7 protein-coding genes are annotated in these 13001 nt (G+C 72.4%); 5 read left to right on the forward strand and 2 right to left on the reverse strand.

Features of this window, described 5'->3' with window-relative positions; all coding sequences use genetic code 11:
- Positions 1 to 186: 186 nt before the first annotated feature.
- The 3 genes from ACFYMU_RS29200 to ACFYMU_RS29210 all read left to right on the forward strand — a co-directional run bounded on the left by ACFYMU_RS29200 (position 187) and on the right by ACFYMU_RS29210 (position 5475).
- The gene (locus ACFYMU_RS29200) at positions 187 to 3558 is read left to right on the forward strand and encodes an ALF repeat-containing protein (protein WP_388379365.1); all 3372 of its coding nucleotides are present in this window, start codon (positions 187 to 189) and stop codon (positions 3556 to 3558) included.
- Between the two features lie 735 nt (positions 3559 to 4293).
- Positions 4294 to 4617: a hypothetical protein gene (locus ACFYMU_RS29205; RefSeq protein WP_388379368.1), complete on the forward strand. Its 324-nt coding sequence runs from the start codon at positions 4294 to 4296 to the stop codon at positions 4615 to 4617.
- A gap of 411 nt (positions 4618 to 5028) precedes the next feature.
- Positions 5029 to 5475 (forward strand): hypothetical protein, encoded by a 447-nt coding sequence (locus ACFYMU_RS29210; protein WP_388379371.1) that lies wholly within the window; start codon positions 5029 to 5031, stop codon positions 5473 to 5475.
- Positions 5476 to 5598: 123 nt separating this feature from the next.
- Here the strand turns inward: ACFYMU_RS29210 and ACFYMU_RS29215 are convergent, their stop codons facing one another.
- Positions 5599 to 6378 (reverse strand): D-Ala-D-Ala carboxypeptidase family metallohydrolase, encoded by a 780-nt coding sequence (locus tag ACFYMU_RS29215; protein ID WP_388379374.1) that lies wholly within the window; start codon positions 6376 to 6378, stop codon positions 5599 to 5601.
- Between the two features lie 388 nt (positions 6379 to 6766).
- The gene (locus ACFYMU_RS29220; RefSeq protein ID WP_388379377.1) at positions 6767 to 7618 is read right to left on the reverse strand and encodes a TrmH family RNA methyltransferase; all 852 of its coding nucleotides are present in this window, start codon (positions 7616 to 7618) and stop codon (positions 6767 to 6769) included.
- Positions 7619 to 8233: 615 nt separating this feature from the next.
- Between ACFYMU_RS29220 and ACFYMU_RS29225 the strand changes: the two genes are divergently transcribed.
- Together ACFYMU_RS29225 and ACFYMU_RS29230 are read left to right on the forward strand one after the other, a co-directional pair.
- Positions 8234 to 9091 (forward strand): glycosyltransferase family 2 protein, encoded by an 858-nt coding sequence (locus ACFYMU_RS29225; RefSeq protein ID WP_388379587.1) that lies wholly within the window; start codon positions 8234 to 8236, stop codon positions 9089 to 9091.
- A 380-nt stretch (positions 9092 to 9471) separates the two neighbouring features.
- On the forward strand, positions 9472 to 12876 hold the full coding sequence (locus ACFYMU_RS29230) for a BTAD domain-containing putative transcriptional regulator (RefSeq protein WP_388379380.1): 3405 nt from the start codon (positions 9472 to 9474) through the stop codon (positions 12874 to 12876).
- Positions 12877 to 13001 lie beyond the last annotated feature (125 nt).

A 13001-nucleotide genomic window follows, 5' to 3' on the forward strand; every position in this document is an offset into this window, starting at 1 on the left:
CGGAAAGGTTGTACGACTTCCATAACGAAAAGGTAAAAAATGCCTGTGGCGCCGGGTCCTGGCTGCTTTTCTGATTCATGGCGGCGCATTGATTGCTCTGCGAACCTGCGTTTGTATGGTCACGTCATCGCGCAGCAACGCGTACGCCCGACCGGGGCCACACAGAAACCACGGGGACAAATCCATATGCAGACGATCTTCTGGAGCCGCAGACGAGTGCTCGGCTCGCTCGCCGCGGTGACGGCCGTCACCGCCGCGCCCCTGGCGTGGGCGCCCGTGGCCCGTGCGGCCGACGCGGCAACGACGACGACCGATCCGCTCGCGCTGCCGAACACCGACCGGGCGAAGGTGGTCAGGGCCTGGATGACGGGCGGGAAGGCCACCAAGGCGGCAGCGGCCGACGCGCTCTTCGGCACGGACGCCGACATCCAGACCTTCCTCGGCCAGACCCTGCCGAGGGTGACGACGGAGGACAACCGTGTCGCGATCGCCGGCTACCTCTCCCGCTCGGGCAAGGGCCTGCGCCGCGAGGCCGTCGCCGCTCTCGACAACGGCGACAGCGCCATCGCCGCCTTCCTCCAGGGCGGGTACGAGCCGGCCCTCCTGGAAGACCTTCAGGTGGCGACCGCCATCCTGTCGGCCACCGGCGGAAAGGCGCTGCGACGCAAGGCGTCCGCCGCCCTGGACACGGGCACGCGGGCGGCGCTGGAGTCCTTCCTGACGGAGGGCCAGTACACCGCCCGCCTGGAGGACTCGCGGGTTCAGGTCGCCGCCATGCTGGTCAACGCCGGGCCCGAGGTGCAGAAGTACGCGAACCGCGCCCTGGACGGCTCCGCGACGGACATCCAGTGGTTCCTCGACACCGGCCAGCACATCGCGCGCGCCCGCGACCAGGAGTCGGCGACCATCGAGGAACTCGTCGCGGTCGTCGACCGGGAGGGCAAGCGCGCCCAGGCCGAGACCGACCTGGCCGTCGAGGCGTCCGAGCGGGCCCAGGCCGCCGCGGCCGAGGCGAAGAAGGCGGCGGAGAAGGCCGCGGCCGAGGCCGAGGCCGCCAAGCAGGACGTGCAGAAGTCCGCCGCTGCCGCCCGCAAGGCGGCCAGCGCGGCCTCGGGTGCGGCGAACGCCGCCCGTATCGCCATCAACGCCTCCAACGCGGCGGTGAACGCCTCCCGCCGCGCCTCCTGGGCGGCCACCGCCGCCTCCCAGGCCGCGTCCGCCGCCGGAGGCGCGGCGTCCCGTGCCTACAACGCGGCCATCGCGGCCTCCAAGGACGCCGGCAAGACCCAGGCGGCCAAGGACGCGGCGGTCGCCGCCCGCAACTCCGCCGCGAAGGCGCGTTCCGCGGCCAAGGCCGCCGACTACGCGCGGGCCGCCTGCGCGCAGTCCGCCGGCGCCAGTGCCTCGGCCGCCTCCGCGGCCCGCAACTCCGCTGCCGCCGCCACCGCCTCCGCGCAGGCCGCGGCCGCGGCCGGGGTCGCCCAGTCGCAGGCCGCCGAGGCCAGGCGCCAGGCCGCCATCGCCACCGCGGCCGCCAACCGCGCCACCAACGCCGCCTCCACCGCCCAGACCCTCGCCAACACGGCGGCCTCGGCAGCGAGCGCCGCGCGGGATGCCGCCAACTCCGCCGCCGCCCACGCCGAGAAGGCGGCCGACGCCGTCGACGAGGCCGTGGCGAACGCGGGCAAGGCCATCGACTTCGCGAACAAGTCCACCGCCCACGCCGCCGAGGCCGTGAAGGCCGCCGACACCGCCACCAAGGCCGTGACGGACGCCATGGCGGTCGCCAAGGCGGCCCGGGACGCGGAGCTCGCGCGCCTGGAGCAGGAACGGCTCCAGGGCCTGGACGAGGCCCGGCTGCTGGCCGAGATCGAGGCGGAGGAAGTGGCCGAGTACGCGAACAAGCGGGCCCAGGCGGCGCAGACCGATCAGGCGATCAAGGACCTGATCAGCGCGGCCGAGAAGGCCCTGTTCACGGACGGCGACCTGTCGCTCGCCGCCACCCTGGGCCGCAAGGCCGCCACCGGGCTGCTCGACGCCAAGGGCGCGTGGACGCGGGAGGCCGCCCAGTTCGCGCTGTCCGGCAGCGACGACGACGTGTTCTCCTGGATCGACCTCGACCGGGGCGTCGCCCAGAACCAGGACGACCGGGAGACGGTCCTCTACATCGCGCAGGTATCCAACCCCGCCATCGCCGCGGCGGCGCACGCGGCTCTGGAGAGCACCAGCTCCACGGCGGTGGGCGACTTCCTGACCTCCGGGGTGATCCGGGCCTCGCAGGACGACAACCGGGTGCAGATCGGCCGCATCCTCGACCAGAAGCCCGGCAAGGCCGTCACCAAGGCGGCCAACGAGGCGCTGGACAAGAACACCCCGGAGGCGCTGCAGGACTTCTTCGACCGCACCTACCCCGCCGCCGTACGGGAGGACGACGCGGTCGAGACCGCGACCTCGGTGGCCAATGGAGGCGACTACACCGGGGCCTACGGGGACGTCGCCCTGGAGGGGCCGACGTGGATGCGCCGGAACTTCGTCCAGGTCGTGCAGTACACGGCGGCCCAGCTCGACCACGACTCCGCCACCCATGTCGCGGCGATCCAGGGGGCGATCGCCGCCGCGGCCAAGACCGCCTACACGGCGCAGCAGACCGCGGCACTGGCGTCGCAGGTGGCGGCGACCGCCCGCGACGCCGCCCAACAAGCCCAGGAGTGGGCCGACGCGGCCGTGGCCGCGGGGGTGAAGGCCGGCCAGTACGCCGACCAGGCCCGGCAGAACGCCGACGCGGCGGACAAGTCGGCCGCGGACGCGCAGGCCTCGGCGAACAAGGCGTCGGCCGCCGCGGCGACGGCGCGCAGCGCCTCCCGCGCGGCGAACTACTCCGCGAACAGGGCGATCGACGCGGCCCGTTCGGCCCTGAACTCCGCCTACAGCGCCCAGGCGTCCGCGGCCAGCGCCCGCCAGTCCGCGCTGGAAGCGGGCCGGGACGCGGCCACGGCGGCCACGGCGGCGAACCAGGCACGCGCCATCGCCGTCCAGAAGCGCCAGGACGAGGCTCGCGAGGCCGCACGTGAGGCGGCGGAGAAGGCGCAGAGGGACCGGGACAACGGCAGCAACCCGGCCGACAACGGGACCAACGACGACGTCAACAAGAACGGCAGCAGCGGCGACAACGACGCGTGGTACTCGGACGCCGGCTGGTGGGCCGACGCCTTCAACTACGTCAGCGTCGGCGCGGGATTCGTCTCCGCCGGCCTGGGGCTCGCCAGCCTCGTCTTCCCCCCGTTCGCCGTCGTCGGTGTCCCGGGCGCGGCGATCTTCGGCGGCATCGCGATGGGAGCCGGCGCGCTGAGCACCCTGTTCACCGGCATCGAATACGGCTTCACCAGCAGCGACTTCCTGTGGGCCGCGGGCGGCACCGCACTGAGCCTGGTCACCTACGGCCAGTCCAAGTGGATCACCCCGGTCGCCAAGAGGGTCGCTCCCGTGGTGAAGCAGGTCGCGGAGGAGGGCAAGGAACTCGTCTCCTCGATCACCAGCGGCCTGTCGTCGATGTTCTGACCACCGTCCCGCGAGCCGTCTCGGCGTCCCTGTCGCCGTGCCGCGCTCGCGCCGTGGGCGCCGCTCGCGTCGGCGGGGGGTTGTGGTGGGGGCGGTCGCTGACGTTCGGCGGCACTCGGTGCCGTCCGGCGCCCGTGACGACGGGCGGCTCGCCTCCGGAAAACCCTTCGATGAGGGGAACGGAGCGGGTCTCCACCGTGCAGGGGGGATTTTTCTGGAGGCACTCCTGGATCGAATCCGTCCGTGGAGGGGTTTTGGACGCCTGATGGGGGAGAACCCCTCTGCGGAGGATTTTTTCCGGCCGCAGAAGCGGTTACCTATTCACCGCGCTGGTTCGACTTTGGAAACGGGTCAAGATCAGCAATGAGAGGTGTTTCGAGGGGTGGCTCCCCTCCGTACCTCTAACGTGCAGGGGCCCCATCCGTCGAGGGTGGGGCCCCTTGCATGTCTGAATATCTGAGCCTTCACTCCTGCTGCATGGGCATATGCGATGTCGCCCGGCGCCTGGAAAGTTACATTCGTCCATTCCTGTAAGGCGCTGAAAACCATCAGGAGAGCGGAAGTTTGAGGTGCCTGTGGCCGGTGCCGTACGATTCGCCGTCAAGTCGACGGCGGGACACCAGCCATGTCCTGCGCGCTTTATCGACTTGCGCAGAAGTACCCGTTTCCGTGACGCGCGGTAGGGCTTCGGCCAAAGGTTGAAGTCCTACCGCCCTCACCCGCAAGGGAAGTCCAATGTTCGAGCGAAACCTCGCGGTCGTTCTGATCTTCGCGATCGTGCTGGCCGCCGCGTGCTATGCCATCTCTCAGTGCAAGAGCACGCCGGCGCGCGTCGTCGCCGTGATCGCGGCGCTCGCCACCTTGGTGGGCGCGCTGACGCCGGCCGTGAAGCTCCTGGTCGAGCAGCCGCAGGCCGGCTTACCAGGAGTGCAGGCGCCGGAAGCTCCGGCTCCTTCGGGGCGTGACCACGCCGGAGTCGTGTCGCCTGGAACGCACTCGGGGATCACGTCCGCTGCACAGTGGTTCGTGAAACCGCTGCCCTCTGTGGAGGGGAAGTGAACGATGGACGACACCATTACCGCCTTCGGCCAGGACGCCGAGTCGGAAGGCGGGCCGGCGTCCCGGCGTATCGGCCACGGGCATCGCCGGGCCGTCCAACAGCAGGTGCGGCGTTTCTTCGAGCTCTATCAGGTCTCTCGGGACGGTATGGCGGCTCTGGGGGAGAACTGCAGGCTGCGCAGGGGCGACCGGAACAAGCAGACATCGATCTCCTCGGGCCGGAGGCGTAGCAGCGCCGTTCTACTCGTATCGGGATGCGTCTCGGTGAGTACGGGTATAGGAGCACCTCGACTGTGGAAGGGGCCCGCGTTCTTCGGGAACTCCGATATTTGGCCTCATGGCTCGTACCACTGCGGCAAGAATCCCGTGATCGTCAGTCGCGGAAGTTTCGTGGCGCTCACCATCGACCCGATGAGACTGGCGCACCTCGCCGTCGAAGAACCGTCGGTGGCGCTCGCACTGGTCAGGATGGGAATGGAGCAGCACGCCATCATGGAACGGGTCTACTGCGGGAACGGTGACAGTCCCGTCGCTCGCGTCGCGGCTCTTTTCGAGTACCTGATGGAGAAGCGCAGCGTGCCCAAGATCATACGGGACGGCAAGGGGCAGCCCGTCGTCACCGTCTCGACCAGTACCACGGTGGACGGCCCGACCCAACTGGACGTCGCCGACGCCCTCGGACTCGGCCGGGCCACCGTGGAGAAGGCCATAGCCACCCTGCGTACGGAGGGCGCGCTGGTGGCTCCGGCCCGCGGTGCGCGCACGAACAGGCTCTACGAGATCCGCGACCGGTCCGTGCTCGGCGTGATGGCCCTCGGGCTCGATCCTTCCGTCGGACCGGCCGATCGCGACACGTGAGTTCCGGCGCCCTCCGGTGACCCGTCGCTCGAAGCGTCCCACCACCTCACGGCCTTCGTGCAGCGTGGGGTGGTGGGTGCGATCGACCTCTTCGTCGCCCGGATGCGGCACCCGGGCCGTGGGTCACAGGACGCCGCTCTCCCACCACCACGAGCCGGAGCCGTAGGAGGGGTACTGGACGCGGCTGTCGACGTGCTGCCACGAGTGCGTGTACGCCTCGAGGCCGGAGAAGCCGCAGGTCTCGGCGATCCTGTAGGTCTGCAGGGTGCTGTGTCCTGAGACCACGATGTCGGCGGCGACGCCGTAGACGTGCATGCTGTTGGAGGCGCCGCCCACCGAGGAGTTGTACGAGACGCTGCGGAAACCCGAGTTGATGGTGATCGCGCTGCCGCCGGCCTTCTTCCGCACCGCCTCCAGCTTGTACATCAGGCGGCGCACGTTCTCCTTGACCTCCGCGGAACCGACCTTGCCGCCACTGAATCCGGAGCCGTCGTGGGAGTGGAACTCGCTCCAGTCGAAGTGGGCGGTCGAACCGTCGCTGCTCTCCAGGCCGTTGAGCACGCTCTGGGTCTGCGGGCCGACGACGCCGTCAGCGGTCAGGCCGTAGGCGGACTGGAAGCGCCTGACCGCGGCGTCCGTGGCGGGGCCGAAGTCGCCGTCCCAGGCGACGTACGTCTGTTGCGCACCGGACGCGGCCCAGCCGCCGACGCGGATCTGCAACTCCACCACGTCCGAGCCGGAAACGCCCTGCTGCAGGGTGCGGCTCCAGCCGTAGGCGGAGGCTCTGCCCGCCGACCCGACGCTGGCGGCGGCGGCCAGGCCGAGCGCGGCCGTCACCCCTGCCGCGCCCCGGAACAGGCTGCGGCGGTCGATGCCTCGGGCGGGGTGTCGTGACGAGTTCATGGAATTCTCCTCTTCTGGCCGACAAGTGCCGGAAGGGTCGGCTGCTGCACGTGCTCGTCGATACGTGTGCTGGGGCCGGGTCGGGCCCGGCGGGCGGTGCCCCTTCTCCACGCGGGGAGGCCATCGCTCTCGGTGGCGTCCCGTTCCCGGTGGCCGTCTGCGGGATGCCGCCGACAGGCCCGGTGCGGCGGGGCCGCCATGGCGGTGCGCGGGTGTCGGAGGGGCGGTGCGAGGGCGGTGCGAAGCGTCGACTCCTCCGGTACCGGGACGGGTTGACGCGCGTAAACCGTAGAGGACGGGTTGGCATGTCCGCAACGATTCGGTGTGAGGTGGTGGCTCCGTCGCCGCGTCGGCGGCGCGCGGCAGGACCGCGGGCCGGAAACACGCCCTAGCGGTCGGACGGGTGCCGTCGTCCTGACGCCATGCGCTGCCGGACGGCCTCGTAGGTGAAGAGGGCGGCCGACACCCCGACATTGAGCGAGTCCACCTGGCCGAACATCGGGATCTTCGCCTTGGTGTGCCGGCCCGCGAGCCACCGGTCCGACAGGCCGTACTTCTCGCTGCCGACGAGGATCGCCGTGGGCCCGGTCATGTCGACGTCCGCCATCAGGACATCCGTGTCGGGGGTGGTGGCGACGACGTTCACCGAGTGCCGGGACAGCCAGTCCATGACGGTGTCGGAGCCGGCCGAGGCGATGGGGACGGCGAACACGGTGCCCTTGCTGGCCCGGATCACATTGGGGTTGCCCCAGTCGGTCACGGGGTTGGCCGAGATGACGGCGGTCACGCCGGCCGCGTCCGCGGTGCGGAGCATCGAGCCCAGGTTGCCGGGCTTCTCGACGCTCTCGCAGACGACGAAGAGCGCGTGGTCGTCGACCTCGATGCGGGAGAGATCGGTCTCGATGTCCGGTACGACGGCCAGCCAGCCGTCCGGGCCCTCGCGGTAGGCGGCCTTGTCGAACGCCTGCCGGCTGAGACTGAAGAGGGCCGCTCCGCGTTCCGCCGCACGGGCCACGACGTCCCGCGGGTCCGATCCGCCGGTCAGGGCGGGGCAGAGATACAACTCGCGGGGGCGGACGCCGGCCCGCAGGGCCAGATCGATTTCCTCGTACCCCTCCACGAGGGTCACTCCGGAATTCTGCCTGTTCCGCCGGCGGCGGAGGGCGGCGAGCTCCTTCACATGAGGATTGCTCGGGCTGGAGATTTCCTTGGGTGAACCAACCCGCGGGATGGACGACATCGGCGGTGGGAATCACGGCGCCTTTCGGGCTCCGATCCTCCGCCCCCTTTCTCTGGTGCACTGCGCGCGGTCGTGGTCAGCGTACCCGACCCGTCGGGTGACCGCTTCACCCTCGTCAACGGGGCGCAGAGAGGCGGTGGTTGCACGGTCCGGCGGCCGTGCGGCCGACCGGGGGGAAACCGCCTGGGCGACGGAGGAAGGGCGTACGGGCATGGACATCGACGTGCTTCGATTCGTGGTACCGCAAGAATTCGGTAGAAGAGCGCCGATGCGCCGCCCGCCGTCCTTACGTTTTTCATCGCCGTACATCGTGTATTTCCCTGGAAGGGTGTACGGCATATTCGGTGATGCGGATCCACGGTATTCCGGTTCCGATTCGTGGCGCAGCGACGGGGCGGGAACGGGAGGGAAGAGGACGGTGGCATGCGCGGGGCAGTGACCGCGTGGGCCCGCGCGGTGCGGAAAAACATCCTGCGCACGGAGAACCAGAGGCTGCCAGGCGTCCTCTTGGTGAACGGCTAGCATCGCGTGCACTGTCGTCGGCCGGGATGGAGTGGTGTCGTGTCGCAGGCGCAGCAGGGGCGGGGCCCCCGGATCGCCGTCGCCGTCGTGACGATGGGCAATCGGCCCGCCGAGGTCGACGCCCTCCTCACGTCCGTGGCCAAACAGGACCTCGCGCCCGACCGCGTCGTCATCGTCGGCAACGGCTGCCCCCTGCCGGAGTTCGCCCGGCGCCTCGGCCTCCCCGGCGAGGTCACCTGCATCGAGGTGGACGAGAACCTCGGCTGCCCCGGCGGCCGCAATGTGGCCCTCGCCAGGCTGCGCGAGTTCGGGGACGTGGACGTCGTGGTGGAACTCGACGACGACGGGCTGCTCGTCGACGCCGATGTGCTGCGGCACGTCCGCGACCTGTACGCCGCGGACCCGCGGCTCGGCATCGTGGGGTTCCGCATCGCCGACGAGCACGGTGAGACCCAGCGGCGGCACGTGCCGCGGATCGGGGCCGCCGACCCGATGCGCGGCGGCCCGGTGACCGGTTTCCTCGGTGGCGGTCACGCGCTGTCGATGGCGATGCTCGCCGAGACCGGCGACTGGCCCGCCGAGTTCTTCTTCGCGCACGAGGAGACGGATCTCGCGTGGCGGGCCGCGGACGCCGGCTGGACCATCCTCTACGCACCCGAGCTGCTGCTCCAGCACCCGAAGACCTCGCCCGCCCGGCACGCCATCTACTACCGGGTCACGGCGCGCAACCGGGTGTGGCTCGTGCGCCGGCGGCTGCCCCTTCCGCTCGTCCCGGTGCACCTGGGGGTGTGGATCGCGGTCACCCTCCTGCGAACGCGGTCGGTGGGCGGGCTGAAGGCGTGGTTCGGCGGGTTCGTGGAGGGGCTGCGGACGTCGGGCGGCGAGCGCCGGCCCATGCGGTGGCGCACGGTGTGGCGGCTGACCAGGCTCGGCAGGCCCCCGGTCCTCTGACCCCGAGGCGTTCCGCGGTCCGCGGGTCGTTCACGAGCAGGCGCCGAGCAGGCGCCGAGCGTTCCCGCTCCGCCGGGAGCCCGGGTACGGCGAAGGGCCCGGTCGTTCACCTACGCCGACCGCTGTCGCCGGCCGCCGACCGTGCCCTTGCGTCTGACGTCAGCCCGGATCCGGCCACGGCGGCGACACTCCCCCGAGCTACGCGTGAACGCGCGCGCCGACGGGCCAGATCCGACGTGAGGATCACATCAGGTCAGGCCAACAGATCGCTAACATGTGGCCAACGACTCTCGGGAGACTCGTGGGCCGGTCGGCGGACGTCCGCCGTACGGCGGCGCGAGGCACGGCGACCGGGCCGTGCGGAAGGGCAGCGGGCGGCTATGCGGCACGGGCTGCGGTTCGGACTGCTGGGTCCACCTGCCGTGTACGACACCGACGGCGTGATCCGGCCGATCGGCGGCGGCAAGGTGCGGGCCCTGCTGGTCGCGCTGTTGCTCGAGCCGGGCCGGGTCGTCTCCGTCGACGTACTGATGGACGCGCTGTGGGGCGGGGCGCCGCCGGCCTCCGCACGGGCGTCGCTGCAGAACCACGTCACCCGGCTGCGCCGTCTGCTCGGCGACGACGGGTCCGAGCGGCTGCGCGCCGTGCCGCCCGGGTATCTGCTGCGCGTCGACGACGGCGAGTTGGACGTCCGCCTCTTCGAGGACCACGTCGCCGCGGCGCGCGCCGCGCACGCCGGCCGCGACTGGGAGCGCACCGTCCGCGAGGCGTCCGCCGCGCTCGCCCTGTGGCGCGGGGCGCCGCTCAGCGGCCTGCCGCCGGAGACCGGCCGGTACGCGCTGGTGCAGCGGCTGCAGGAGGCACGGCTGCTCCTCCTGGAGTGGCGCTACGACGCCGAACTGCAGGTCGGCGGCGCCCGGCTCGGCGGTCTGGCGCCGGAGCTGGCCGCGCTGGTCGCCGGGCACCCCCTGCGGGAGGGCTTCCACCGGCTGCTGATGCTGGTCCTGCACCGCACCGGACGCCCGGCCGAGGCCCTGGCCGTCCATCGTGACCTGCGTGAACGTCTCGTCGAGGAGCTCGGTGTGGAGCCCGGCGCCGCGGTGCGCGAGGCGCACCTGGCGATCCTGCGGGACGATGCGGCCGCATCCGGGGACGGCACGGGGGCGGGGGCGGCGCGTGGGCGCGTCCAGCAGGCGCGCGCCGGCGGTGGGGGTGCCGGTCGTGCGGGCGCCGAACGTGCGGGTGCCGGTCGTGCGGACGCCCACGCTCCGTATGTCAACGGCCCGTACGTCAACGGCCCGTACGTCAACGGCCCGTACGTCAACGGCCCGCGCGTCAACGGCCCGCGCGCCGACGGCCCGTACACCCTCGGCGGGTACGTCCACGGCAAAGACGCCGACCGCGAGACGGCCCACGCGACGGCGCACGCCACGGACCTCGGTCCGGCGGGCGTCCACGCCACGGGCCTCGATCCGGCAGGTGTCCACCCCCCGGCCCCCGACCGCAACGGCACCCCCACCTCCGCCTCCGCCCCGACCGCCCCCGGCACGGGAGCCCGCGCCGTATCGCCCGTAGACCCCGCATCGCCCGTAGACCCCGTAGGCCCCGTAGGCCCCGCAAGCGCGCCCACTGCGCCCACCGTCCCCCGCCCCGCCCAACTCCCCCCGCCGCCCGCACACTTCACGGGCCGTGCCGCCGTACGGGAGGAGCTTCTCCGGTATCTCGCCGCGCCGCGCGTCGCGCCCGCCGTGGCCGTGCTCAGCGGCATGGCGGGGGTCGGCAAGAGCGCCCTGGCCCTGTGCGCCGCACACCGGCTGCGGGAACGTTTCTCCGATGGTCAGCTCTACATCAACCTGCACGGTGCCACGCCCGGCATGACCCCGCTCACCCCCGAACAGGCACTCACGGCGCTGCTGCGCGACCTCGGTGCCGAACCGCGCCGCATCCCCCAGCCGCCGGACGAGGCCGCCGCACTGCTCCGCTCGCTGCTCGCCCCGACCCGCACGCTGATGGTGCTGGACGACGCCGCGAGCGCCGCGCAGGTGCGGCCGCTCCTGCCCGGCGGGCCCGGCTGTGCGGTGATCGTGACCAGCCGCTCCCCGCTCACCGCGCTCGACGGGGCCCACCGGGTCCCGCTCACCCCCCTGTCCGGCGAGGACAGCGCCGCCCTGCTGCGTGCCGTCTCCGGCCGGGACGGGCTGGACGCCGGGCACCCGCTCGTCGAGCTCACCGGGCGACTGCCGCTCGCCCTGCGCATCGTCGCCGCCCGGCTGGCCGCCCGGCGCGCCCTCACGCCTGACGTCCTGGCCGGTCAGCTGGCGGCCACCGAGGGCCGGTTGCACCACCTGGAGTACGACGACCTGAGCGTGCGCAGATCACTCGCCGTCGCCCACGACGCGCTGCGCGCCTCCGACCGCGAGGCCGACCGGGACGCGGCCCGCGCCCTCGGCCGCATCGGGGCGCTCGACCTCCCCGGCTACGGGGCACCGCTCCTCGCTCATCTCCTGGGCGTGGACGAACGCCGCGCCGAGGCCGCCCTCGACCGTCTCGTCGACGTCGCGCTCCTGGAGGAGACGGCGTACGGGCGGTACGCGCCGCACGACCTGGTACGGGACTTCGCCCGCGAGATCGCCGCGGCGGAGGCCGTCCCGGAGCGGGACTCCGGCGTCGCGGACCTCGCCCTGCGCTGGTACACGGCCGTGGCCGCCCGGGCGTACGAGGCGGTGACCGGGCCCGGTGCTGAGTGCGAGGACCGGCTCCGGGCCACCCCGTCGCAGCCGGAGACGCACGTCGCGGACGTGGCGGCGGCTCCCGCCTTCGGCTCCGAACAGGCCGCCGCGGACTGGATCGCCGCCGAACTGGAGAACATCGTCGCGCTGGGGGAGCGCCACGCGGGCTCCTCCCGGCATGTGCCCCTGCTCGTGCGCCTGCTCGCCAGCCATCTCCAGCGCGCCGGCCGTGTCGCCGAGTTGGAGGTGCTCCTGCCCGCCGCCCTGGAGGGGGCGCGCCGCCTGGCGGACGCGCCCGCGCAGGCGTACGCGCTGCTGGACCTGGCCGGGCTGCACTTCATGAAGGGCCGCGGCAACGACGCGCTCGCCCTGCTCGACGAGGCGCTGGAGATCTGGCGGCGCCTGGAGAGCCTCTCGTGCCTGTGCCGCGGACTGAACAACCGCGGGCTGCTGCTGGAAAGACTCGGCAGGTACGAGGAGTCCGGCGCGGCGCTGCGGCAGTGCCTCGAGTACACGCGCGTCCTGAACGATCCGATGCAGGAGGCCATCACCTACAGCAATCTCGGCAACCTGTACGAGCACACGGACCCGCGGGCCGCCATCGACCACCACCGCCGCAGCCTGGAGATCGGCGAGCGGATGGGCCATGTCGTCGTCCGCCACTCCGCGCACTGCAACCTCGGGTTCGCCCATCTCACGCTCGGCGAACCCGAGGCCGCCGTACCGCACTTCGAGGAGAGCCTGCGCATCCTCGGCGGTCACGGCCACTGGCAGGGCGAGTCGCAGACCCGGCTCGGGCTGGTGCGGGCGCTGTGGGGGCAGAGGGCCGCCGGGCGGGCCGCGCACGAGTGCGATGTGCTGCTGGTCCTCGCCACCCGCCGCGGCGACCGCTACACCGAGGGCCTCGCCCGCCATCAGCGGGGCCTGCTCCACCGGGCGGAGGGCGACGCCGGGGAGGCCCGCAGCCAGTGGTCGGCCGCCCTCGCCGCGCTGGCCGGGACGGACAGCCCGGTGGCCGGGGAACTGCGGGCCCTGCTGGCGCAGGGGCGAGCCTGAGCCGATCGGCGACGCGGCGACCGTCCGTGGCGTGCACACTTCCCGCCCCGGCCCCGGCCCTTGGGCCCTGGATCCGGCCCGGCCCCGGCCCCGGCCCCTGGGTCCGGCCCCGGCCCCTGGGTCCG

Origin of the sequence: Streptomyces sp. NPDC007264, from assembly GCF_042869095.1 — a bacterium.
Taxonomy (GTDB): domain Bacteria; phylum Actinomycetota; class Actinomycetes; order Streptomycetales; family Streptomycetaceae; genus Streptomyces.

Bases quoted from the DNA above. Each gene is read 5' to 3' on its own strand.
- ACFYMU_RS29200 (WP_388379365.1), top strand. From the start codon at position 187: ATGCAGACGATCTTCTGGAGCCGCAGACGAGTGCTCGGCTCGCTCGCC.
- ACFYMU_RS29205 (WP_388379368.1), top strand. From the start codon at position 4,294: ATGTTCGAGCGAAACCTCGCGGTCGTTCTGATCTTCGCGATCGTGCTG.
- ACFYMU_RS29210 (WP_388379371.1), top strand. From the start codon at position 5,029: ATGAGACTGGCGCACCTCGCCGTCGAAGAACCGTCGGTGGCGCTCGCA.
- ACFYMU_RS29215 (WP_388379374.1), bottom strand. From the start codon at position 6,378: ATGAACTCGTCACGACACCCCGCCCGAGGCATCGACCGCCGCAGCCTG.
- ACFYMU_RS29220 (WP_388379377.1), bottom strand. From the start codon at position 7,618: ATGTCGTCCATCCCGCGGGTTGGTTCACCCAAGGAAATCTCCAGCCCG.
- ACFYMU_RS29225 (WP_388379587.1), top strand. From the start codon at position 8,234: ATGGGCAATCGGCCCGCCGAGGTCGACGCCCTCCTCACGTCCGTGGCC.
- ACFYMU_RS29230 (WP_388379380.1), top strand. From the start codon at position 9,472: ATGCGGCACGGGCTGCGGTTCGGACTGCTGGGTCCACCTGCCGTGTAC.